Origin of the sequence: Streptomyces dengpaensis, from assembly GCF_002946835.1 — a bacterium.
Classification (GTDB): domain Bacteria; phylum Actinomycetota; class Actinomycetes; order Streptomycetales; family Streptomycetaceae; genus Streptomyces; species Streptomyces dengpaensis.
This window is the reverse complement of the sequence record NZ_CP026652.1, coordinates 6,738,774-6,762,302: the sequence shown is the minus strand read 5'-3', so window position 1 is coordinate 6,762,302 and position 23,529 is coordinate 6,738,774. Positions and strand designations below refer to the sequence as shown.

The 23,529-nt window shown below is 71.1% G+C and carries 20 protein-coding genes and 1 pseudogene; 17 read left to right on the top strand and 4 right to left on the bottom strand.

What is annotated here, in order from left to right; genetic code table 11:
- The first annotated feature begins 42 nt into the window (after positions 1–42).
- The 7 genes from C4B68_RS31140 (at position 43) to cobI (ending at position 11,143) form a co-directional block, all read left to right on the top strand.
- Positions 43–990, top strand: coding sequence for a cobalamin biosynthesis protein (locus tag C4B68_RS31140; RefSeq protein ID WP_099504638.1), 948 nt, complete (start codon positions 43–45; stop codon positions 988–990).
- A complete protein-coding gene (locus C4B68_RS31135; protein WP_099504637.1) occupies positions 987–2,513 on the top strand; it encodes a cobyric acid synthase in 1,527 nt (508 codons plus the stop codon). The genes C4B68_RS31140 and C4B68_RS31135 overlap by 4 nt, the downstream gene beginning before the upstream one ends.
- Positions 2,510–6,163, top strand: a complete 3,654-nt coding sequence (cobN, locus tag C4B68_RS31130; protein ID WP_099504636.1) for a cobaltochelatase subunit CobN — start codon at positions 2,510–2,512, stop codon at positions 6,161–6,163. The genes C4B68_RS31135 and cobN overlap by 4 nt, the downstream gene beginning before the upstream one ends.
- Before the next feature lie 169 nt (positions 6,164–6,332).
- A complete protein-coding gene (locus tag C4B68_RS31125) occupies positions 6,333–8,336 on the top strand; it encodes a putative cobaltochelatase (RefSeq protein ID WP_099504635.1) in 2,004 nt (667 codons plus the stop codon).
- Positions 8,336–8,935 carry a cob(I)yrinic acid a,c-diamide adenosyltransferase gene (gene cobO, locus C4B68_RS31120; RefSeq protein WP_099504634.1) on the top strand — a complete coding sequence of 200 codons (600 nt, stop codon included), beginning with the start codon at positions 8,336–8,338 and terminating at the stop codon, positions 8,933–8,935. Before C4B68_RS31125 ends, cobO begins: the two co-directional genes overlap by 1 nt.
- A 7-nt stretch (positions 8,936–8,942) precedes the next feature.
- On the top strand, positions 8,943–10,415 hold the full coding sequence (locus C4B68_RS31115; protein ID WP_099504633.1) for a cobyrinic acid a,c-diamide synthase CobB: 1,473 nt from the start codon (positions 8,943–8,945) through the stop codon (positions 10,413–10,415).
- Complete coding sequence (gene cobI / locus C4B68_RS31110) at positions 10,412–11,143, top strand: precorrin-2 C(20)-methyltransferase (RefSeq protein ID WP_099504632.1); 732 nt, start codon at positions 10,412–10,414, stop codon at positions 11,141–11,143. The genes C4B68_RS31115 and cobI overlap by 4 nt, the downstream gene beginning before the upstream one ends.
- A gap of 17 nt (positions 11,144–11,160) precedes the next feature.
- Here cobI and C4B68_RS31105 read toward each other — a convergent pair whose 3' ends face one another.
- Positions 11,161–11,889 carry a ZIP family metal transporter gene (locus C4B68_RS31105; RefSeq protein ID WP_099504631.1) on the bottom strand — a complete coding sequence of 243 codons (729 nt, stop codon included), beginning with the start codon at positions 11,887–11,889 and terminating at the stop codon, positions 11,161–11,163.
- Positions 11,890–12,001: 112 nt separating this feature from the next.
- On the opposite strand from C4B68_RS31105, the gene cobM reads away from it, so the two are divergent.
- The 8 genes and pseudogenes from cobM to C4B68_RS31065 form a co-directional block, all read left to right on the top strand.
- A complete protein-coding gene (gene cobM / locus C4B68_RS31100) occupies positions 12,002–12,820 on the top strand; it encodes a precorrin-4 C(11)-methyltransferase (protein ID WP_099504630.1) in 819 nt (272 codons plus the stop codon).
- Positions 12,817–14,067 (top strand): precorrin-6y C5,15-methyltransferase (decarboxylating) subunit CbiE, encoded by a 1,251-nt coding sequence (gene cbiE, locus C4B68_RS31095; RefSeq protein ID WP_099504629.1) that lies wholly within the window; start codon positions 12,817–12,819, stop codon positions 14,065–14,067. Before cobM ends, cbiE begins: the two co-directional genes overlap by 4 nt.
- Entirely contained in the window at positions 14,064–15,755 is a 1,692-nt protein-coding gene (cobJ, locus tag C4B68_RS31090) for a precorrin-3B C(17)-methyltransferase (RefSeq protein ID WP_099504628.1), read from the top strand. Before cbiE ends, cobJ begins: the two co-directional genes overlap by 4 nt.
- Before the next feature lie 5 nt (positions 15,756–15,760).
- Positions 15,761–16,390, top strand: coding sequence for a precorrin-8X methylmutase (locus tag C4B68_RS31085; protein ID WP_099504700.1), 630 nt, complete (start codon positions 15,761–15,763; stop codon positions 16,388–16,390).
- Positions 16,387–17,322, top strand: coding sequence for a sirohydrochlorin chelatase (locus C4B68_RS31080; RefSeq protein ID WP_099504627.1), 936 nt, complete (start codon positions 16,387–16,389; stop codon positions 17,320–17,322). Before C4B68_RS31085 ends, C4B68_RS31080 begins: the two co-directional genes overlap by 4 nt.
- Positions 17,312–18,409, top strand: a complete 1,098-nt coding sequence (gene cobC / locus C4B68_RS31075) for an Rv2231c family histidinol phosphate aminotransferase CobC (RefSeq protein ID WP_099504626.1) — start codon at positions 17,312–17,314, stop codon at positions 18,407–18,409. Before C4B68_RS31080 ends, cobC begins: the two co-directional genes overlap by 11 nt.
- Positions 18,410–18,597: 188 nt before the next feature.
- The gene (locus C4B68_RS31070; RefSeq protein ID WP_099504625.1) at positions 18,598–18,855 is read left to right on the top strand and encodes a hypothetical protein; all 258 of its coding nucleotides are present in this window, start codon (positions 18,598–18,600) and stop codon (positions 18,853–18,855) included.
- A pseudogene (locus tag C4B68_RS31065) lies at positions 18,825–19,028 on the top strand (MmyB family transcriptional regulator); the annotation flags it as partial. The gene C4B68_RS31070 and the pseudogene C4B68_RS31065, both read left to right, overlap by 31 nt.
- Positions 19,029–19,086: 58 nt before the next feature.
- Here the strand turns inward: C4B68_RS31065 and C4B68_RS31060 are convergent.
- Complete coding sequence (locus tag C4B68_RS31060; RefSeq protein WP_099504623.1) at positions 19,087–19,770, bottom strand: TetR/AcrR family transcriptional regulator; 684 nt, start codon at positions 19,768–19,770, stop codon at positions 19,087–19,089.
- Positions 19,771–19,942: 172 nt separating this feature from the next.
- Here C4B68_RS31060 and C4B68_RS31055 point away from each other — a divergent pair, with 172 nt between their 5' ends.
- Together C4B68_RS31055 and C4B68_RS31050 are read left to right on the top strand one after the other, a co-directional pair.
- Positions 19,943–20,623 carry an SDR family NAD(P)-dependent oxidoreductase gene (locus C4B68_RS31055; RefSeq protein ID WP_099504622.1) on the top strand — a complete coding sequence of 227 codons (681 nt, stop codon included), beginning with the start codon at positions 19,943–19,945 and terminating at the stop codon, positions 20,621–20,623.
- Positions 20,624–20,776: 153 nt separating this feature from the next.
- Positions 20,777–21,817: an aldo/keto reductase gene (locus C4B68_RS31050; protein WP_099504699.1), complete on the top strand. Its 1,041-nt coding sequence runs from the start codon at positions 20,777–20,779 to the stop codon at positions 21,815–21,817.
- A gap of 101 nt (positions 21,818–21,918) precedes the next feature.
- Here the strand turns inward: C4B68_RS31050 and C4B68_RS44140 are convergent, their stop codons facing one another.
- Both C4B68_RS44140 and C4B68_RS31040 read right to left on the bottom strand, forming a co-directional pair.
- Positions 21,919–22,410: a Tn3 family transposase gene (locus tag C4B68_RS44140; RefSeq protein ID WP_099504621.1), complete on the bottom strand. Its 492-nt coding sequence runs from the start codon at positions 22,408–22,410 to the stop codon at positions 21,919–21,921.
- A gap of 87 nt (positions 22,411–22,497) precedes the next feature.
- Positions 22,498–23,403, bottom strand: coding sequence for an SCO1860 family LAETG-anchored protein (locus C4B68_RS31040; RefSeq protein ID WP_099504620.1), 906 nt, complete (start codon positions 23,401–23,403; stop codon positions 22,498–22,500).
- Positions 23,404–23,529: the final 126 nt, after the last annotated feature.

The following is a 23,529-nucleotide window of genomic DNA, read 5'->3' as shown; positions in this document are numbered from 1 at the left end:
TCCGAACGACGGTTGTGCCTGACCTGACGGTCGGCTGAACCCATGCGTGCCGATCGCGACTTCGCGTACGGCGCCGCCGCCGGCCTCCTCGGTGACCTGCTGCTCGGCGATCCTCGCCGGGGGCATCCGGTCGCCGCGTTCGGGCGGGCCGCTGGTGCCGTGGAACGGGTGTTGTGGCGGGACCACCGGGGGTGGGGCGCGCTGCACACCGCCGTGTGCGTGGGCGGTGCCGCCGGGCTCGCCGCGCTGGCAGGCCGTGGCGTACGCGGCTCTCGCACCGCCTCCATCGTGCTGACCGCCGCCGCCACGTGGGCCGTTGTCGGAGGGACTTCGCTGGGCCGGGAGGCCAGGGCGATCGGTGGCGCGCTCGCGGCCGGTGATGTCGAAGTGGCCCGTGAGCGGCTGCCCCACCTGTGCGGGCGGGACCCCCAGGCGCTCGACGCCGACGGGATCGCGCGTGCCGTCGTCGAGTCCGTCGCCGAGAACACCTCCGACGCCGTGGTGGGGGCCTTGGTGTGGGGTGCGGTCGGCGGGGTGCCCGGACTCGTCGCCTTTCGCGCGGTGAACACGCTCGACGCCATGGTCGGGCACAAGTCCCCCAAGTACCGGCGGTACGGCTGGGCTTCCGCCCGGCTCGACGACCTCGCCGGGTGGCCGGGGGCCCGGCTCACCGCCGTCCTCACGGCGGCAGCCGGCGGTGATCCGCGCGCGGCCCTGCGTGCCTGGCGTGACGATGCCCACCGCCATCCGAGCCCCAACGCCGGGCCCGTGGAGGCCTCGTTCGCGGGGGCCCTCGGGGTGCGGCTGGGCGGGACGCTGTCGTACGGGGGCCGCGTCGAGCACCGGCCCGTGCTCAACGGGGAAGGGCGCGCCGTCCACGTCGACGACATCGAGCGGGCCGTACGGCTGTCCCGGCGCGTCAGCTGGCTCGCCCTCGGTGTGAGTGCCGCCGCGCGGGCGCTCATGAACAGGAAGGGGCGTACGTCATGAGCGGCGGACTGCTCGTCGCCGGCACCACCTCCGATGCCGGCAAGAGTGTGGTCACCGCCGGGATCTGCCGGTGGCTGGTGCGGCAGGGGGTCAAGGTCGCGCCCTTCAAGGCGCAGAACATGTCCCTCAATTCGTTCGTCACGCTTGAGGGTGCCGAGATCGGGCGGGCCCAGGCCATGCAGGCGCAGGCCGCGCGCGTGGAGCCGACCGCGCTCATGAATCCTGTGCTGCTCAAGCCGGGCAGTGAGCGGAGCAGTCAGGTCGTGCTCATGGGGAAGCCGGTGGGCGAGCTGAGTGCGCGTGGGTATCACGGCGGGCGGCAGCAGCAGCTCCTCGGCACCGTCCTCGACTGCCTCGCCGAGTTGCGGGGCACGTATGACGCGGTGATCTGTGAGGGGGCCGGCAGCCCTGCCGAGATCAATCTGCGGCGCACCGACATCGTGAACATGGGGATCGCCAGGAATGCCCGGCTCCCGGTGCTCGTCGTGGGCGACATCGACCGCGGGGGCGTGTTCGCCTCGTTCTTCGGGACCGTCGCGCTGCTGTCGCGCGAGGACCAGGAGCTCGTCGCCGGCTTCCTCGTCAACAAGTTCCGCGGCGACGTGTCCCTGCTGGAGCCCGGCCTCGACATGCTCGACAACCTGACAGGACGCCGTACGTACGGGGTGCTCCCCTTCCAGCACGGCCTCGGGATCGACGAGGAGGACGGGCTGCGGCCCTCTTTCACATCAAACACAGCCCTGCGGGGGACGGTCCGGGAATCGGCCGTCGCCGCGCCCGTCGGCGAGGATGTGCTGCGCGTCGCCGTCTGCGCGATTCCCCTCATGTCCAACTTCACGGACGTGGACGCGCTCGCCGCCGAACCGGGCGTCGTCGTACGGTTCGTGGACCGGCCCGAGGAGCTGGCCGACGCCGATCTTGTCATCGTTCCGGGGACCCGGGGGACGGTGAAGGCGCTGGAGTGGCTGCGCGAACGCGGGCTCGCCGAGGCCCTCGTCCGAAGGGCCCGGGAAGGCCGGCCCGTCCTCGGCATCTGCGGTGGCTTCCAGGTCCTCGGCGAGCACATCGAGGACGAGGTCGAGAGCCGCGAGGGGCATGTGGACGGGCTCGGGATCCTGCCCGTGCGGGTGCGGTTCGCGCGGGAGAAGACCCTCACCCGGCCCGTCGGCGAGGCGCTCGGCGAGCGGGTCGAGGGGTACGAGATCCACCACGGGGTCGCCGAAGTCGTAGGTGGAGAACCCTTCTTGGACGGCTGCCGGGTCGGCCAGACCTGGGGCACGCACTGGCACGGCTCGCTGGAGTCGGACGGATTCCGGCGCGCCTTCCTGCGCGAGGTGGCGGCCGCCGCGGGCCGTCGTTTCGTGCCGGCCGCCGACACGTCGTTCGCGGTGCTGCGCGAGGAGCAGCTGGACCGGCTCGGCGATCTGATCGAGGAACACGCGGACACGGACGCGCTGTGGCGGCTCATCGAGTCGGGCGCGCCGTCAGGACTGCCCTTCATCCCACCGGGAGCGCCCGCATGAGCACAGTGTTGTTGTTGTCGACCGCCGACACGGATCTGCTGGCCGCCCGTGCCTCCGGCGCCCCGTACCGGATCGGCAATCCGACCCGGGTGGATGTCGCGGGCGAGCTGCCCGCGCTCGTCGAGGGCGCCGACATCGCCGTCGTACGGCTGCTGGGCGGCAAGCGCGCCTGGGAGGACGGGCTCGCCTTCCTGAAGGCGTCGGCCATCCCGACGGTGCTGCTGGGCGGAGAGGCCGTCCCGGACGCGGAGTTGATGGCCGAGTCGTCGGTGCCTGCCGGTGTCGTAGCCGAAGCGCTGCGGTACCTCGTCGAGGGCGGTCCGGCCAACCTCGTCGAGCTGGCGCGCTTCCTCTCCGACACCGTGCTGCTCACGGGTGAGGGCTTCGAGGAGCCGCGGAAGATGCCGGAGTACGGCATCCATGGCGAGCGTGCCTTCGTCGAGGGCCGTCCCACCGTCGGCGTGCTCTTCTACCGGGCGCACCAGCTGTCCGGCAACACCTCCTTCGTCGACACGCTGTGCGACGCGATCGAGGCGCGCGGCGCCAACGCCCTTGCCGTGTACTGCGGTTCGCTGCGCGGCGCCGACGACGGACTCTATGAGCTTCTCTCCCAGGCCGACGCCCTCGTCGCCACCGTGCTCGCCGCCGGTGGTACGCACGCCTCGCAGGCGTCCGCGGGCGGCGACGAGGAGGCCTGGGACATCGGCGCGCTCGCCGACCTCAACATCCCTGTCCTGCAAGGGCTTTGCCTCACCTCGTCGAAGAGTGCCTGGGACGCGTCGGACGCCGCCCTCTCCCCCATGGACGCGGCGATGCAGGTCGCGATCCCGGAGTTCGACGGGCGGCTGATCACTGTTCCGTTTTCGTTCAAGGAACCTGACGAAAACGGTATCTTTACCTATGTTGCCGACCCGGAGCGTGCTGCGCGCGTCGCTGGCATCGCTTTCCGGCATGCTCGACTGCGCTATCTCCGCGAAGGTGGAGGTGAGTCGCTCGCGCTGGTCTTCACGGCGTACCCAACCAAGCACTCCCGGGTCGGCAACGCTGTGGGACTCGATACCCCCGCATCCGCCCTTGTGCTGTTGAAGGCTCTACGCGACGCCGGGTACAAGGTCGGTGATCTTCCCGAAAGCGGCGACGAGTTGATCCACCGGCTCATCAACGCCGGCGGCCATGACGTCGAGTGGCTCACCGAGGAGCAGCTGGCCGCCGCGCCCGCGCGCGTGCCGCTCGCCGACTACCAGGCATGGTTCGACCAGCTCGACCCCGCGCTGCACGACGCCATGGTGGAGGCGTGGGGCGAGCCGCCGGGCTCCCTCTACGTCGACGGCGACGACATCGTGCTGGCCTGCCTCCAGTTCGGGAACGTCGTGGTCATGATCCAGCCGCCGCGCGGCTTCGGCGAGAACCCGATCGCGATCTACCACGACCCGGACATGCCGCCGTCGCACCACTACATGGCGGCGTACAGGTGGCTCGACAACAGTTTCGGCGCCGACGCGATCGTGCACATGGGCAAGCACGGCACGATGGAATGGCTGCCGGGCAAGGGACTCGGGCTCAGCGCAGGCTGCGCGCCCGACGCCGTCCTCGGTGAAATCCCGCTCATCTACCCGTTCATCGTCAACGACCCCGGCGAGGGCACCCAGGCCAAGCGGCGCGGGCACGCCATCGTCGTCGACCACCTCGTACCGCCGATGGCGCGCGCGGACACGTACGGCGATCTCTCGAAACTGGAGCAGCTGCTCGACGAGTACGCGCTCGTGTCCGACCTGGACCCGGCCAAGGCGCCGGCGGTCCGGGCCCAGATCTGGACCCTCGTCAAGGCGGCGGAGCTCCACCACGACCTGCATGTCGACGAACAGCCGGACGACGGCGACTTCGACGAGTTCGTCATGCACATCGATGGCTATCTCTGCGAGATCAAGGATGTGCAGATCAGGGACGGTCTGCACATCCTAGGCGGCGGTCCGGAGGCCGAGCCGCGCGTCAATCTGGTACTCGCCGTGCTGCGGGCCTCACAGGTGTGGGGCGGTGCGGCGAACGCGCTGCCCGGGCTGCGGGCCTGCCTCGCCGAACACTTCGGCCTGGTCGAGAAGGAGTTGCTCGCCGAGCCGGGCGCGCCGGTGAAGGTGCCGGTCGAGCTGACGGACCTCGTCGAGGGTCCGTCGCGTACCGGGGCTGACGCGATCGATCTCCTTGAGCAGCTGTGCCGCCGGGTCGCGGAGGGCATGGAGGAGCGCGGCTGGGTGACCGCGGAGAGCGCAGCTCTCGTACAGGACGTCCTGGGCGTCGAACTCCCGGACGCCGTCGCGGTGTTGGAGTTCGCCTGCCAGGAGGTCGTGCCCCGGCTCGCCCGTACGACGGACGAGATCGACCACATTCTCAAAGCCCTTGACGGCGGTTACGTCCCGGCGGGCCCGTCGGGTTCGCCGACCCGCGGACTCGTGAACGTCCTTCCGACCGGCCGCAACTTCTACTCCGTCGACCCCAAGGCCATTCCGTCCCGGCTGAGTTGGGAGGTCGGACAGTCGCTCGCCGACTCGCTGGTCCAACGGTATCTGCAGGACACCGGCGGGTACCCGCAGTCCGTCGGCCTGACCGTCTGGGGTACGTCCGCGATGCGCACCCAGGGCGACGACATCGCGGAGATCCTCGCACTGCTCGGCTGCCGCCCGGTGTGGGACGACGCCTCGCGCCGCGTGACCGGCTTCGAGGTCGTGTCCCTTGAGGAGCTGGGCCGTCCCCGCATCGACGTCACCGTCCGGATCTCCGGGTTCTTCCGGGACGCGTTCCCGCACGTGGTAGGTCTCATCGACGACGCGGTGCGGGCGGTGGCCGAGCTGGACGAGCCCGGTGACCGGAACTTCGTCCGCGCGCACGCCGACGAGGACACCGCCGAGCACGGCGACCGGCGGCGCGCGACGGCCCGTATCTTCGGCTCGAAGCCGGGGGCGTACGGGGCGGGGTTGCTGCCGCTGATCGACGCACGGAACTGGCGCTCGGATGCGGATCTGGCCGAGGTGTACGCGGTGTGGGGCGGTTACGCGTACGGGCGTGGGCTCGACGGGCGGGCGGCGCGCGGGGACATGGAGACGGCGTTCAGGCGCATCGCCGTGGCCGCCAAAAATGTCGACACCCGCGAGCACGATCTCGTCGACGCCGACGACTACTTCCAGTACCACGGCGGCATGGTCGCCATGGTGCGGCATCTGACGGGGGCGAGCCCGGAGGCGTACGTCGGTGACTCCGCCGTACCGGACCAGGTCAAGACCCGCACTCTCGGCGAGGAGACCCACCGCGTCTTCCGCGCGCGCGTCGTCAACCCGCGCTGGATGGCGGCGATGCGGCGGCACGGCTACAAGGGCGCCTTCGAGATGGCGGCGACCGTCGACTACCTCTTCGGCTACGACGCCACGGCCGGGGTCGTCGACGACTGGATGTACGAGAAGCTCAGCACCGAGTACGTCTTCGACGCGGAGAACCGGGACTTCATGCGGACGTCCAATCCGTGGGCGCTCAGGGGTATCACCGAGCGGCTGCTGGAAGCGGCGGACCGGGGTCTTTGGGCGGAGCCGGATCAGGAAACCCTGAACCGGCTCCGGGCGACCTACCTCGAACTCGAGGGCCATCTGGAAGGCGAAGCGTGAACGCCCTCGACACCCCCGCGGCAGCGGGGACCAATGCGCGTCGGCAAGGATCCCAGGCTCCAAGGCCGGATCACCCCCGCGGTGGCGGGGAGCACGCTGCGACTGTGGCAGGTCTGCATTCGGAGTCCGAGCCGCTTTGGCATGAATCACCCGAAGGAGTGATCACCGCGTGAGCACGCCCTACCCATTCTCCGCTGTCGTCGGACAGGACGACCTACGCTTGGCGCTGCTGCTCAACGCAGTGAGCCCCGCAGTGGGTGGAGTCCTCGTGCGTGGGGAAAAAGGCACCGCGAAGAGCACCGCAGTGCGGGCCCTCTCGGCGTTGTTGCCGGATGTACATGTCGTAGCCGGATGCAGATTCTCCTGCGATCCGACCCGGACTGACCCCGCCTGCCCGGACGGGCCACACGAGAAGACCGGGGGCATGAACCGCCCTGCACGCATGGTCGAACTACCTGTCGGCGCCTCCGAGGACCGGCTCGTCGGGGCCCTGGACCTCGAACGAGCTCTCGCGGAGGGAGTCAAAGCCTTCGAACCCGGGCTCTTGGCCCACGCGCACCGCGGGATCCTGTACGTCGACGAGGTCAACCTCCTCCACGACCACCTGGTCGACCTGCTGCTGGACGCGGCCGCGATGGGCGCCTCGTACGTCGAGCGCGAGGGTGTCTCCGTACGGCATGCCGCGCGGTTCCTGCTCGTCGGGACCATGAACCCCGAAGAGGGCGAGCTGCGGCCGCAGTTGCTCGACCGGTTCGGGCTGACCGTCGAGGTCGCGGCCTCGCGGGAGCCCGACCAGCGGGTGGAGGTCGTACGGCGGCGGCTCGCCTACGACGACGACCCCTCCGGGTTCGCCGCCCGGTGGGCGGACGAGGAGGCCGCCGTACGGGCGCGGATCGTGGCGGCGCGCGAGCTGTTGCCGTCCGTGCGGCTCGGGGACGGGGCGCTGCGGCAGATCGCGGCGACCTGCGCGGCCTTCGAGGTCGACGGGATGCGGGCCGACATCGTGATGGCGCGGACCGCGACCGCTCTGGCCGCTTGGGCCGGGCGGACCGAGGTGCTGGCGGAGGACGTCCGGCAGGCCGCGCTGCTCGCACTGCCGCACCGGCGGCGGCGGAATCCCTTTGACGCGCCGGGACTTGACGAGGACAAGCTCGACGAGACGTTGGAGGAGTTCGGGGGTTCGGACGAGGACGATCCGGATCCCGGTCCGGACGGGCCTGGTGGGGGCGGCGGGCAGTCTCCGGACTCCGACGGGCCTCAGGGCGGCGACACCTCCGCGCGGCCCGAGGCCGGTGACGGCGGGGAACCGCAGGTCTCCGGCGCCGGCTCGGGTGAGCAGTCCCCCGTACGGGCTTCCGAACCCTTCCGTACGAAGGTGCTGAGCGTGCCCGGCATCGGCGAGGGTGCCGCCGGGCGGCGTTCGCGCGCGCGGACCGAGCACGGGCGGACGACCGGGGCCCGGCGGCCCCGAGGGGCGCTTACCAAGCTGCACTTGGCGGCGACCGTGCAGGCGGCGGCGCCGCATCAGCGGGCGCGCGGGCGGTCGGGACCCGGGCTTGTCGTGCGGCGGGACGATCTGCGGCAGGCCACCCGGGAGGGGCGTGAGGGGAACCTCGTGCTGTTCGTCGTGGACGCCTCCGGGTCGATGGCGGCGCGGCAGCGGATGAGTGCGGTGAAGGGTGCCGTGCTGTCGTTGCTGCTCGACGCGTATCAGCGGCGGGACAAGGTGGGGCTGGTGTCCTTCCGCGGAACCTCGGCCGAGGTGGCGTTGCCGCCGACCTCGTCGGTGGACGCGGCGGCGGTAAGGCTGGAGTCGCTGCCGACCGGTGGGCGGACACCGCTTGCCGCCGGTCTGCTCAAGGCGCATGACGTGCTGCGGGTGGAGCGGCTGCGGGATGCCGCGCGGCGGCCGCTGGTCGTCGTCGTGACCGATGGGCGGGCCACAGGTGGGCCTGAGCCGGTCGCGCTGGCTTCGCGTGCGGCGCGGCTGTTCGCGGCCGACGGGGTCGCCTCCGTGGTCGTCGACTGCGAGGCGGGGCCCGTGCGGCTCGGACTCGCCGGGCAGCTCGCGGGTGAGTTGGGGGGCACGGCGGTGACGTTGGACGAGTTGCGGGCCGATGCCATCGCCGGGCTGGTCAGGGATGTGCGGGGGACTTCGAGGAGGGCCGCGTAATGCCTCAGGGGCAGCCGAGTGTGGTGCCGGATGACGGACTGACGACGCGTCAGCGACGTAACCGGCCTCTTGTTGTGGTGCATACGGGGATCGGGAAGGGCAAGTCGACTGCTGCCTTCGGGCTCGCTCTGCGCGCCTGGAATCAGAGATGGCCCATCGGGGTGTTCCAGTTCGTCAAGTCGGCGAAGTGGAAAGTCGGGGAGGAGAACGCGCTACGGGTGCTGGGGGCATCCGGCGAGGGCGGGTCCGTCGACTGGCACAAGATGGGCGAGGGCTGGTCCTGGGTCCAGCGCGACTCCCAGATGGACAACGAGGAGAAGGCGCGCGAGGGGTGGGAGCAGGTCAAGCGGGACCTCGCCGCCGAGACGTACAAGCTGTATGTCCTCGATGAGTTCGCTTACCCCATGCACTGGGGGTGGGTCGACACCGATGAGGTCGTCGACGTGCTGCGGGACCGTCCCGGGACTCAGCATGTGGTCATCACCGGTCGTAACGCTCCCTCGAAGCTCGTCGAGTTCGCCGATCTCGTGACCGACATGTCCAAGGTCAAGCATCCGATGGACGCCGGGCAGAAGGGCCAGAGAGGCATCGAGTGGTGATGCCGTCATGACCTCCTCGTCCTCGTCCTCATCCTCATCCTCATCCGTCCCTCGGCTGGTCATCGCCGCGCCCTCCTCGGGCAGCGGCAAGACCACCGTGGCCACGGGGTTGATGGCGGCCTTCGCCTCGCGGGGGCTCGCCGTGTCCCCGCACAAGGTGGGGCCCGACTACATCGACCCCGGGTATCACGCGCTCGTCACCGGGCGTGTGGGGCGGAATCTCGACGCGTATCTGTGCGGGGCGGAGTTGATCGCCCCGTTGTTCGCGCATGGTGCGCGCGGATGCGAGCTCGCTGTCGTCGAAGGGGTGATGGGGCTGTACGACGGGGCCGCCGGGCAGGGGGAGTTGGCGTCCACGGCTCATGTCGCGAAGCTCCTCCGGGCGCCGGTGGTGCTCGTTGTCGATGCTTCGTCGCAGTCCCGGTCCGTCGCCGCACTGGTGCACGGGTTCGCTTCCTGGGATCCCGAGGTGCGGGTGGCCGGGGTGATCCTCAACAAGGTGGGGTCCGAGCGGCATGAGTCCCTCTTGCGAGAGGCTCTTGACGAGTCTGGGGTACCTGTTCTTGGGGCACTGCGGAGGGTTCCGCAGGTGGGCACGCCTTCTCGGCACCTTGGGCTGGTGCCCGTTGCCGAGCGGCGCTCCGAGGCTGTCGGGGCGGTTGCCGCCATGGCCTCGCAGGTCCGGGAGGGGTGCGATCTCGACGGGCTGCTCGCGTTGGCGCGTAGTGCGCCCGCGTTGTCCGGTGTCGCCTGGGATGCGGCTGAGGTTGTCGGTCTTTCGCCCCCGCCGCCCCTTCCCCTTCCCGGCACCTGGGGGGCTCCGCCCCCCAGACCCCCCGTTCGGCCTGGACGGCCTCGTCCTCAAACGCCGGACGTGCTAAAGACTGTTGCCGTTGCCGGTGGTCGCGCCTTTACCTTCTCGTACGCCGAGCATGCCGAACTGCTTGCCGCCGCAGGAGCCGACGTCGTCATCTTCGACCCTCTCCGCGATGAGCAACTCCCCGAAGGCACCGGCGGGCTGGTCATCGGGGGCGGTTTTCCCGAGGTGTTCGCACCCGAGCTGTCCGCCAACGAGCCGCTGCGCAAGGCCGTTGCCGAGTTGGCGGCCAGTGGCGCGCCCATCGCCGCCGAGTGCGCCGGGCTGCTCTATCTGTCCCGCGAACTCGACGGGCAACCCATGTGCGGAGTGCTCGACGCCACCGCCCGGATGAGCGAACGGCTCACCCTGGGCTACCGGGACGCCGTCGCCGTCGGCGACAGCGTGCTCGCCGCGGCCGGCACCCGGATGCGCGGGCACGAGTTTCACCGGACCGTCGTCGAACCCGGCGCCGGGGCGGCTCCCGCCTGGGGTGTGCGCGCTCCTCAGCGGCGGGTCGAAGGTTTCGTACAACAAGGTGTGCACGCGAGTTATCTGCACACACACTGGGCGTCCGAGCCCGGTGTCGCCCGTCGGTTCGTGGAGAGGTGCCTGACGTCATGAGCAGCAAGCTGATCGGAGTCGGGGTCGGGCCCGGTGACCCGGAGCTGGTGACGGTCAAGGGCGTCAACGCTCTGCGGGCCGCCCAGGTCGTCGTCGTGCCCGTGATGGACACAGGGGAACGCGGGCGGGCCGAAGCGACCGTTCTGCACTATGTGTCCGAAGACAAGGTCGTACGGGTCGTGTTCGCGCTCAACGAGCGGACCGACCGGGCCCGCCGTGAGGTCGCCTGGGATGCCGCGGGCGCGCGGGTCGCGGAACTGCTCACGACGCACGTCTCCGTCGCCTTCGCCACCATCGGCGACCCCAATGTGTACTCGACGTTCACCTATCTCGCGCAGACCATCGCGGAACTCGTACCGGGGACCGTCGTCGAGACCGTGCCCGGCATCACCGCCATGCAGGATCTCGCCGCGCGGTCGGGGGCCGTGCTCACGGAGGGGACCGAGCCGCTCACCCTCGTACCGGTGACCGCCGGGGCCGCCGTGCTCAAGGACGCGCTCAACGGGCCCGGCACGGTCGTCGCGTACAAGTTCGGACGGCGGGCGCACGAGGTCGCCCAGGCGCTGCGCGAGACCGGGCGGACCGAGGACGCCGTGTGGGGATCCGCGCTCGGGCTGGACGACGAGTCGATCCGGCCCGCGGGCGAACTCGACGGTGGACCGCTGCCGTACCTCTCCACGCTCATCGCGCCCGCACGGCGCGACGGCGGGCGCGGCGGGAAACTGTGAGCGCTGCAGGAGGCGGCTCAGCCGGCGGCGCCCACCACCAGCCAGATGAAGCCCACGCCCGCGACGGTGCACAGCAGGGTCCGGCCGGCCGGGTGATGGTGGTGTGCCTCGGGGAGGATCTCGGCGGCGGCGAGATACAGGAGTACGCCGCCGAAGAGGCCGAGATAGCCGCCGAGCAGGTGCTCCGGGATGCGGAAGAGGAGCGTGGAGGCCGCGCCGGCCACCGGGGCCGCCGCGTCCGCGAACAGCATCGTGATCGCCTGGTGGCGGGCGTTCCCGTACAGGCTCGTGAGCGTGTACGTGTTGAAGCCGTCCGCGAAGTCATGCGCGATCACCGCGAGGGCGACCGTCAGGCCCATGCCCCCGCCGACCTGGAAGGCGGCGCCGATCGCGATGCCGTCCATCGCGCTGTGGCCGACCATCGCGGCGGCGGTCGTGAGGCCCACCTCGGGAGCGCGGCCGTCGTACTCCTCGGCTCCATGGGCGGCCTTGCGTCCGGCCAGCAGGCGTTCTCCCATGTGGGCCAGCAGGAATCCGGCGGCGAACAGCAGCAGCGCGGCCGGTACGCCGAAGACCTCGGCGCCCGCCGCGTCCAGCGCCTCCGGCAGCAGGTCCATGGCGACCACGCCGAGCATCAGGCCGCCGGCCAGGCCCAGCACGAGGTGGCGGCGGTCGGTCACGCGCAGTGCCGTCCAGCCGCCGGCCAGCGTCATCAGGAACGCGCCGAGCGCTACGAGGACCGCCATAGGCCCTTGCTATATCCGATCAAGGCCCGTTGGCGCACGTCCAACTGCCGTACGCCCACTGACTTTTCGTAGCACCCGTACTTGTAGGACTTGTAGGAGAGGACCGATTCCCGTGGCCGATGCCCCCACCGGCAAGGTGACCTTCGTCGGGGCAGGGCCCGGCGCAGCCGACCTGCTCACGTTCCGCGCCGCACGCGCCATCGCCGAGGCCGACGTCGTGATCTGGGCGGCCAGCCTGGTGCAGGCCGAGGTCCTGGAACACGCGCGCCAGGGCGCGGAGATCCTCGATTCGGCGACGATGTCGCTCGAGGACGTCGTCGCCGTGTACGAGCGGGCCGCTCGGGAAGGGCTGAAGGTGGCCCGGATCCACTCCGGCGACCCGGCCCTGTGGGGCGGTACGCAGGAGCAGCTCGACCGGTGTGCCGGCCTCGGCGTCGAGACCGAGATCGTCCCGGGTGTCTCGTCGTTCTCCGCCGTCGCCGCGCTCGCGCAGCGCGAGCTGACGATTCCCGAGGTCGCGCAGTCCGTGATCCTCACCCGGCTCGGCGGCGGCAAGACGCCGATGCCGCCCGGGGAGGAGGTGCGCGAGTTCGCCCGGCACGGCACGACCATGGCGCTGTTCCTGTCGGCCGCCCGCAGCGGCCAGCTCGTACGGGAGCTGCTGGAGGGCGGCTATCCGACGGCGACGCCGGTCGTGGTCGCGTACCAGGCGACCTGGCCGGAGGAGCTGATCGTGAAGTGCACGATCGGGACGCTGGAGGAGACCGTCAAGGAGCACAAGCTCTGGAAGCACACCCTCTTCCTGGTCGGCCCGGCGCTCGACGCGAGCGGCACGCGCTCGCACCTCTATCACCCCGGTCACTTCCACGGCTTCCGCAAGGCCGATCCGGAGGCCCGCAGGGCCCTTCGCGCGCAAGGTGCTAAGCCATGATCACCGTCGTCGGTACGGGGACGGGGGCGCCGCTTCCGCCGGACGCCACGGCGGCGCTCGCCGGGGCCGCGCTCGTCGTGGGTGCCCGGCGGCATCTGGCGGCGGCGCGGCTGCCCGAGGGGGCCGAGCAGGTTGTTCTCGGGCCTCTCGCGCCCGCGCTCGACACCATCGAACGCTATGTGGAGAAAGACGGCCGGGTCGTCGTCCTCGCTTCCGGAGACCCCGGGTTCTTCGGGATCGTGCGGGCGCTGGCCGAGCGGTTCGGGGCGGAGCGGCTGGCCGTCAGCCCGGGTGTCTCGTCCGTCGCGACCGCCTTCGCACGGCTCGGACTGCCCTGGGACGACGCGGTGGTCGTGAGCGCACACGGGCGTGACCTGCGCACCGCGCTGAACGTCTGCCGGTCGCACCCGAAGGTGGCCGTCCTGACCGGTCCCGGCTCCGGGCCCGCAGAACTGGGCGCCGCCCTCGCGTACCGCGCCGCCGAACGCGTCCTCGTCGTGGCGAGCGCCCTGGGCGACCCCGGGCACGAGCGCGTGGAGCGGGTGACGCCCGCCGAGGCCGCGGCCCGTGACTGGGGTACGGCGGTGAGCGTCGTCCTGTGCCTGGACGAGTCGCGCGCCCTTACCCCCGTACGGACCGTCGCCGGGCCGCCGCCCGGACCTGCCCCATGGGCCCTGCACGAGAGCGAGTTCGCGCACCGCGACTCGATGATCAGCAAGTTCGAGGTACGGGCGCTGGCGCTGGCCCGCCTCGGGCCACGCCTCGGCGAGCTGATCTGGGACGTCGGCGCGGGCTCCGGGTCCGTCGCCGTCGAGTGCGCGCGGTTCGGGGCCGCCGTCACCGCGGTCGAGATGACGCACGACGGGGTGGACCGGATCCGCGCCAACGCCGCGGCGCACGGTGTGGACGTCCAGGTCGTGCACGGGGCCGCGCCCACGGTGCTGTCCGACCTGGACGATCCGGACGCGGTGTTCATCGGCGGCGGCGGACGCGAACTGCCCGCCATCGTCACGGTGTGCGCGCGGCGGGCCCGGCGTGCCGTCGTGGTCGCCATGGCCGCGCTCGACCGGGTGCCGGCCGCCCGGGGCGCGCTCACCGCGGCAGGGTTCGACTGCGAGGGCGTGCTGTTGCAGTCGTCCCGGCTCGCGCCGCTGCCGGGTGATGTCACCCGGCTCGCGGCCACCAATCCCGTTTTTCTGCTGTGGGGCGTCCGGCCTCCGGCCCGTACCGAAGGAGTCCCCCAGTGATCGGCCTGATTTCCGCCACGGCGGCGGGCGCGGCGGCCCGTGACCGGCTGGCCGCGGCGTGGTCCACACGGGCCCGCGTGTACGACGGGTCCGCCGGGGACGCCGTACGGGCCGCTTTCGCGGAATGCGAGCAGCTGGTGTGCTTCCTCGCCACGGGTGCGGTGGTACGGCTCGTGGCGCCGCTGCTCTCGGACAAGGGGTCCGACCCCGGGGTCGTGTGCGTCGACGAGGCGGGGCGGTTCGCCGTGTCGCTCGTGGGGGGCCATGGGGGCGGGGCCAATGAACTCGCCCGTGAGGTGGGGGAGTTGCTGGGGGCCGAGCCGGTGGTGACGACGGCGACCGACGCGGTGGGGGTGCCAGGTCTCGACACCCTGGGCTTCCCCGTGGAGGGGGATGTCGCCGGGGTCACCCGCGCCCTGCTGGACGGTGAACCCGTCGATCTGCACGCCGAGTTGGTGTGGCCGCTGCCGCCGCTTCCGGTCGCTGAGCACGGCGCTTACGCGATCCGGGTCACCGATCGCCTCGTGCCGCCCATCGACGGCAACGTGGTCCTCCGCCCCCCCTCGCTCGTCGTAGGTGTCGGCGCCTCCCAGGGTGTGCCCGTGGACGAGGTCCTCGGGCTTGTCGAGGGTGTCCTGCGGGAGGCCGGGCTGTCGGTGAAGTCCGTCGCCGAGTTCGCGACCGTCGACGCCAAGGCCGGCGAGCCGGGCATCGTCGGGGCGGCCGAGCGGCTGGAGGTGCCCGTGGTCACGTACACCGCCGAGGAGTTGGCGACGGTGGAGGTGCCGAACCCCTCGGACGCGCCGCTCGCCGCCGTCGGTACGCCGTCCGTGGCGGAGGCCGCGGCGCTCGTACGCGGGGGTGAACTCCTGGTCCCCAAGCGGAAGTCGGAGCGTTCGGACGGGCGGCCCGCGATGGCCACCTGCGCGGTCGTACGACGGGTCGCGCGCGGCCGCCTCGCGGTCGTCGGCCTCGGACCGGGGGCCCGCGATCTGCTCACTCCGCGCGCGAAGGAGGAGCTGCGGCGGGCGTCCGTACTCGTCGGGCTCGACCAGTACGTCGACCAGATCCGCGATCTGCTGCGGCCCGGGACCCGCATCCTGGAGTCGGGGCTCGGCGCCGAGGAGGAGCGGGCGCGGACGGCGGTGGCACAGGCCCGGCGCGGGCAGGCCGTCGCGTTGATCGGCAGCGGCGACGCGGGCGTGTACGCCATGGCGTCGCCCGCGCTGGCGGAGGCGTCCGACGACATCGACGTGGTCGGGGTGCCCGGGGTGACCGCGGCCCTCGCGGCCGGAGCGATCCTGGGCGCGCCGCTCGGTCACGACCACGTGTCGATCAGCCTCTCCGATCTCCACACGCCCTGGGAGGTCATCGAGCGCCGTGTACGGGCCGCCGCGGAGGCGGACATCGTCGTGACGTTCTACAACCCGCGTAGCCGGGGCCGGGATTGGCAGCTTCCGAAGGCGCTCGCGATCCTCGCCGAGCACCGGGAGCCGACGACGCCGGTCGGTGTCGTACGAAACGCGTCACGTCCGGACGAATCCAGCCGCCTCACCACCCTCGCGCGTCTCGACCCGGCGACGGTGGACATGATGACCGTCGTTACGGTGGGGAACACGGCGACCCGCGAGGTCGCCGGACGCATGGTGACGCCGCGCGGCTACCGCTGGCAGGAGGAGGCGAAGTGAGCCAGGTGTTCCCGGAGACCCGGGTCGTGCACCCCATCGAGCAGGAGTCCTTCCGGCGACTGCGCGCCCGCCTCGACACCGCGCACTTCCCGCCGCTGACACGCGCGGTGGTGGAGCGGGTCATCCACTCCGCCGCCGACCTGGAGTACGCGAGCGACCTCGTCACCGACGAGGGCGCCCTGGAGCGGGCGCACGCCGCACTGCACGCCGGGGCGCCGGTCGTGGTGGACGTGGAGATGGTCGCGGCGGGCATCACGCGCCGCGACACGGTCTGCCGCCTCAAGGACGCCATGTCGGGTCCTGGTCTTACCCGTTCGGCGCACGCGATCCGGCTCGCGTACGAGGAGGTCGGGCCCGGCGCGCTGTGGGTGATCGGCTGCGCGCCGACCGCGCTGGAGGAACTCCTCACCCTGGACGCCGGTCCGGCGCTCGTCATCGGTCTGCCCGTCGGCTTCGTCGGCGCGGCGGAGTCCAAGGCCGCGTTGCGCGAGAGCGGGCTGCCCGCTGTCAGCAACGTGTCCGAGAAGGGCGGTTCGGCGGTCGCCGCCGCCGCGCTCAACGCCCTGCTGTACCACCCGTACCACCCCGTTCCACAGGCCGCCAAGGCTTCCCCGCCCGTCAAGGAGACACCGTGACCACCCCTGACCCCGCCCTGCTCATCGCCGGACACGGCACCCGGGACGAGGCCGGAGCCGAGGCCTTCCGCGACTTCGTACGGGAGTTGGGGCGCCGTCACCCCGAACTGCCCGTCGCCGGCGGCTTCATCGAGCTGTCCCCGCCGCCGCTGGGTGACGCCGTGACCGAGCTGGTCGAGCGGGGGGTACGGCGTTTCGCCGCCGTACCGCTGATGCTGGTGTCCGCCGGGCACGCCAAGGGGGACATCCCGGCGGCGCTGGCCCGCGAGAAGGAGCGGCACCCCGGGATCTCGTACACCTACGGGCGTCCGCTGGGCCCGCACCCCTCGCTCCTCGCCGTCCTGGACCGGCGGCTCGACGAGGCACTCGGCGGTACGGCGCGTACACCCCAGGACCGGTCCGAGGTGACCGTCCTGCTCGTCGGACGCGGTTCCACCGACCCGGACGCCAACGCCGAGGTCCACAAGGCGGCACGGCTGCTGTGGGAGGGCCGGGGGTACGCGGGTGTCGAGACGGCGTTCGTGTCGCTGGCGGCGCCGGACGTGCCGTCGGGCCTGGACCGGTGCGTGCGGCTGGGCGCCCGCCGGATCGTGGTCCTGCCGTACTTCCTCTTCACGGGCATCCTCCCGGACCGGGTACGGCAGCAGACCGAGGGCTGGGCGGACGCGCACCCGGACGTCGAGGTACGGTCCGCCGACGTGATCGGGCCTGAGCCGGAGCTGCTCGACCTGGTCATGGAGCGGTACGAGGAGGCCGTCAAGGGTGACCTGCGGATGAACTGCGACTCCTGCGTCTACCGGATCGCCCTGCCCGGCTTCGAGGACAAGGTGGGGCTCCCCCAGCAGCCGCACTTCCACCCGGACGACGACGGTCACCACCATCACGGACACCACCACGGCGGTCACGCGCACGCGCACTCCCATGCGCACTGACGGCGCGGACAGCGCGGACAGCGCTGCCGAGGCCGGTGCGCACGACCTGCGGCATCACGGCGACGCCGAGGTGCGCGACGACGGGTCCGCGCTCACCGATCTCGCCGTGAACGTCCGTGCGGACACGCCTCCTGTGTGGTTGCGGGAGCGGATCGCTGCCTCGCTGACCGGGCTCGCGGCCTACCCGGACGGGCGGGCCGCGCGGGCCGCGGTCGCCGCGCGGCACGGGCTGCCGGTGGAACGGGTGCTGCTCACCGCAGGCGCGGCCGAGGCCTTCGTGCTGCTCGCGCGCGCCCTGAAGGTCCGTCACCCCGTCGTCGTACACCCGCAGTTCACGGAGCCGGAGGCGGCGCTGCGGGACGCGGGGCACACGGTCGACCGTGTCCTGCTGCGGGAGGAGGACGGCTTCCGGCTGGCTCCGGGGGCCGTCCCAAAGGACGCGGACCTGGTGGTGATCGGCAATCCGACGAATCCGACGTCGGTACTGCACCCCGCCGCGACGATCGCCGGACTCGCCCGTCCCGGGCGGACTTTGGTGGTCGACGAGGCGTTCATGGACGCGGTGCCGGGTGAGCGGGAGGCGCTGGCCGGGCGGACGGACGTGCCCGGTCTTGTGGTCCTGCGCAGCCTCACGAAGACGTGGGGACTCGCCGGGCTCCGCATCGGTTACGCCCTCGCCGCCCCCGAGACGATCACCGAACTGGAGCGTGCCCAGCCGTTGTGGCCGGTGTCGACACCCGCGCTGGCGGCGGCGGAGGCGTGCGTGAGCCCGCGGGCGCTCGCCGAGGCCGCGCACGCGGCGCACCGGATCTCGGCGGATCGGGCCCATCTCGTGGCGAGGCTGAGGGAGTTCGGGGTGGCTGGGCTGCGGCTCGTGTCACCCGCGGAGGCGCCCTTCGTCCTGGTGCGTCTGCCGCGGGCGGCTGCCGTGCGGCGGCATCTGCGCGACCTCGGGTTCGCGGTCCGGCGCGGTGACACGTTCCCGGGGCTGGGCGAGGAGTGGCTGCGGCTGGCGGTGCGGGACCGGTCGACGGTCAACTCCTTCCTTCAGGCCCTGGCGGAGGCCATGCGGCGGGCGGGCGGCTGAGGACGGGTTCGTTTTGCCCGCCCTCAGCCGTTGCCTACACCGGCCTCAACCAGGTCCAGAAGGTCACCTAGTCGCTGTCGGGGACGGAGAAGAAGTCCACGTCGTACACGTACGACGCGAACAGTCAGCCGGACACGATCACGCACCCCGACCGGTTCTCCAAGTACACGTACGACCTGCGTGAGCTGGTGAAGACCGTCTCGGTCGGCAAGTCAGCCACGGACGAGTCACCAAAGGTGACGTCGTACACGTACACCGACCGCGGCCAGAAGCTGAAGGAGACCAAGGCCAACGGCAACACGGTCGACTACACGTACTACCTCGACGGCCCGGTCAAGACGACGACGGAGAAGAAGTCCAACGGCACCACTCTCGTCTCCTCGCACACCTACGCCTACGACCCCAACTACGATTCCACCATCCTGAGGCCGGGCCGCTGGAACTGACCTACCAGACGCTGGACCTGCCCCTGTCCGTGCACGAGGCACATTCCCTGACGATCTACACCGCCGAGCCCGGTACTCCCGACGAGGACCGGCTCAAGCTCCTCGCCAGCTGGACGGCCACCCACGTCCGTCACCAGGACCAGGGCGCTGCCAGCCGCGACTCGGCCCGGTGACTTCAGGCGCGCTGACCGTCACCCTTCGTCGCACGTCCACGGCACAAGCGCTCCGGGCTCAGGTGCCGCGTGGCGGGGTCGTCAGTCCGGCGGCGCTGGTACGGAGCATGGCCTGATACAGGGCGTCGTCGTCGGGCGCGTCAGGCAACGGGCCGTGAGCGGGTGCCTTGAACGACTGGATCATCAGGGCGACGAAACGGCGCCATGCGTCGGGCGCGGCGTCGCCGGCGAAGCTGAGGACGCCGGCGTTGGCGACGAGCAGGACGACCAGATCCTGGCTGGTGAAGTCCTCACGCAGACGGCCGTCGTCCTTGGCGCGGGCGATGAGCTGCAAGAACCCCTGGTACGACTCCAGGCGGCGTTCCTCCAGGGCCTGCGCGGCGGGGAAGGTCATGGTCAGCACGTCGGCGAAGCCCCGGTCGGCGGCCTGCATCGCGCAGATGGCCTCGATGAACCCGCTGAACCCTTCCCACGGGTCGGCGGTGTCGAGTGCCTCGCTAACGGCCGTGACGTAAGCGTCCATGCGGTCGGCGAACACGGCCGCGACCAGGTTTTCCTTGATGCGGAAGTGCCGGAAGATCGTGGCGATCCCCACGCCCGCTTCGCGGGCCACGGAGGCCATCGAGGCGCCCAGGCCCTCACGCTGGAACACCGTCCGCGCGGCGGCGATGATCCGCCCCCGGTTGCGTTCGGCGTCACTGCGCAGCGGTGCGCCGTCGGGAGACTGGGCGGCAGGGGTCATGAGCCCACCCTACCAATCGGAATGCCCTATCCAGTTCTGGTGTTACGCTGATGCAGCGAAACGGAAAGCCCTATCCGTTCTAACGGAAAGGGCTATCCAGGTAACGCGTTCGGGCTGTGCCGCCGACACGCGGCGCCACCCCACGCCTCTCAGGCAGTACGGAAGGATCATCGTGACCACCATCGCCATCGTCGGAGCCGGCCCTCAGCTCGGCTCCGCCATCGCCCGCACCTTCGGCGCCCAGGGCTTCGACATCGCCCTCATCTCCCGCAACCGCGCCAAACTCGACACGCTCGTCGAGCAGTTCGCTGCCGAGGGCATCACCGCTGCGGCGTTCCCTGCGGACGTCCTCGACCGCGACGCCCTCGCCCAGGCGCTCAAGGACGCCGCCGCCCACTTCGGGGGAGTTGACGTCCTGGAGTACTCCCCGGTGGGCACGTTCGGCTCCACCGCCCTCACGCTCCCCAGCCAGACCGACCCCTCACACGTGCAGCACGAGATCGAATTCCAGCTGTACGGGGCGATCGCCGCCACCCAGGCGGTGCTGCCCGCCATGCGCGAGGCCGGTACGGGCACGCTGCTCTACACCACCGGCGCAGGCTCCATCGACCCCGTGCCGGAGGTCGGCAACGTCAACGCCGCCGCAGCGGCCCTGCGCAACTGGGCGGTCAACCTGCACAAGGAACTGGCCGGCACCGGCATCCAGGCCGCCCACGTCGGCATCGACGTCTCGATCGGCACCGCCGTCATCGAAAGCGCCGCCCCCGTCGCCCCGCCCCAGGCGATCTCCCCCGTCTACTGGGAGCTCCACACCACCCACCGGGACCAGGCCGAACGCGTCTTCAGTATCTGACAGCGCCGACCGGCGACAAGGACCGTTCAGCTAAGCCGCGCGCCGACCGGCGCGCGGCCGACGCGGCGTGATGAGTGCACGCCGGCCATGCCGCGCGATCTGACCGCCCTTCCCCTCACCGAACCACGTCTTCGAAGCACACAGGAGAAGATCATGGAACGCAGGTACCTCGGCGCGACCGGCATGTCGGTCAGCGCCACCGCACTGGGCACCGCGAACTTCGGGCCGCCGACCAACACCGACCGCGCCGAGACCGTCGGCATGATCCGCACAGCCATCGAGGCAGGCATCAACGTGATCGACACCTCCGACGGTTACGGAGACGGCGAGGTGGAGATGATCGTGGGCGAGGCGATCCAGGACCATCGCGACGATGTCGTCCTGGCCACCAAGTTCGGCGCCCCCTTCGTCGACGACCCGAATCGTCAGGGCGCATCCCCTCGCTGGGTCCGCCGTGCGGTCGAGGCCAGCCTGCGTCGGCTGCGCACCGATCACATCGACCTCTTCCAGCTGGCCCGCTACGACTGGAACACCGGTCTGGACGAAACGCTGAGTGCCCTGACCGACCTGCAAAGCGCGGGCCTGATCCGCGCGTTCGGACACTCAAGTTTTCCCGTCGAGAAGATCGTGGAAGCGCAGTGGGTCGCAGAGCGGCGCGGGCACGCCCGGTTCGCCACCGAGCAGGCCCGCTACTCCATCCTGCATCGCGAGCTGGAAACCGCTGTACTGCCCACCGCCCAGCGCTACGGTATGGGCGTGCTCAGCTACGGTCCGCTGGCCAACGGCTGGCTGAGCGGCCGCGCCCTCGCCGAGAACCTCCGCGCCAAGTTCGACCCGTCGATGTTCGACACCACCGACCCGGCCAACGCCCGCTGCGCCGAACTCGTCGCCGAGCTGGCCAAGGTCGCCGAAGCGGCCGGCATCCCCCTCCCGCACATGGCCACGGCCTTCACCCGGACACACCCGGCCATCACCTCGGTCATCATCGGACCCCGCACGCCCCACCAACTCCAAGACCAGATTGCGGCATCCGACCTGGTCCTCACCGACGACCTCCTCGACGCCATCGACGCCATCGTGGCGCCGGGCACCGAAGTCATCCCCGGCGACACCAGCATCTACCGCACCTCGCCGCCCTCGATCACCGATCCCGCACAGCGCCGCCGCCACGGCCAGCGCTCCAGCAAGACCTGACTCCCTCTGCCACGCCACCCTGCCGGGTGTGAGGGCGCCCCGGTCCTGTGCAGGAAACGGGCCGTCAGCATCATGTGCCGCCGACGACGCGTGGCCGAGCCTCACTCTCCTCCGACGGCGTCCGGACAACGGAGCGAACACAGGCTTCCGGGCAGGCTGGGGGAAGTTGGAAAAGTTCGGCCCAGTACGTTGACGTGCTGCCGCACGAAGGAGGAAAGGCGAGCCATGCCCTCGTCGCGGACGTAGAACCCGTCAGCGCGCAGCCGAGTGACGGCGCCGTCCATGTACCTCGTGTCGAGGAGCACCAGAGCGTTGGGGACCAGTCGCAGCGCGCCGATGTGGTCATCCATGCCGTCTTGGTAGCGCTGATAGGACTGCCCCGCCTGGCCGTTCTCCGGGCGAACGCGTGGCGGCCCTTTTGGGAGGTTGGCCTGCACCTTGACCTGCTGCGGTAGCCGGTACTCCAGTTGCACTTCGTGATCTGACGGTGCGACAGGTGTCAGGGGTGCCGGGGTATGGGCGAGACCGCCCGTTGTTGGCGAATCCCGGCGGGCAGAGACAAGTGGCTGCACTGTCTCAGCGACACGCCGCATTCACGGCGTGTCGCTGAGACTCGCGAGCCATTTGTCGGCGCCGACCGAATTCGCCAACAGCATCAATGAAGCTCAGAGTCGCCCCGATCAGTTCCGCCTGCGCGCCAGCGCGACCGCTCCCCCGCCCGCCACCAGCAGCGCGATCGCGCCGCCGGCGATGTACGGCGTCGTCGAGCCGCCTCCGGTGTCGGCCAACCCCGCCTTGGCCGGGTTCCCTTGGGCCTTGATGTCGGCCGCTGGGTCGGCCACTGGGGCAGCCGACTTCACCGGCAGCACCGGTGACTCGCACGTGGTCTTCGCCAGCGTCACCGTACCCTCGACCTCGGTCACGTTCAGCTTCAACGGGTAGATGGACACCCGGAGTTCGAGCGCGGACGCGGCAGCCGTACGGGACGTGGTTTCGGTCCTGGAGAGGTCGAGGCGCACGTCCCCGACCCCCGGCACCCGCACCTCCGTCGGCCCGCCCACGGAGAGCGTGACCTTCTTGCCAAGGACGGTGACCCCGCCGAGAAGGTTCGCGGCGGCCACGGGCTTCTTCCCCGCCACGCACGTCGCCTTCGAGCTCACCTGCTCGATCTCGATGAGCGACAGCAGCGGCAGCCCGGGGACATGGACCTTCGCGTGCGCGAGGTTCGTGGAGCCCTCGGCCTTCCCGGCGGACACGGTGGCCTTCGCGGTGGCGACGTCCGCGCGCAGCACGGAGAACGGACGCCCGCCGTCGACACCATCCAACCGCGCGGTGAGCGCGGTCTTCTGGGCGCTCCGCGGTGCCCGCACCTCGTTGAGGGAGACCGCGAGCGGAACGTTCACCGTCTTGTTGAGCAGGGACACGTCGAGCCCGGCGCGGAGCACGACGGCGCTCGCCCGACCGTGGTCGGCGGTCGCGTGAGCGGAGCCCGCGTCGGCCAGCGCCGCGGGACCCACGGCGAGGGCGGTGGCGGCCGCGGTGGCGGCCCAACGGCCTGCGGGCATGCGGAAGTTGTTGGTGTTCAAGGGTGGGACCCCCAGTGGAGAAAAGCTTTGGGACCCGGCAAGAATTACGCACGGAGAGTGAACAGTCAGCGACCTGACGTGCCTTCACTCCAACGTGGGGTTTCCGTCTGTCAATTCGAATCCCCC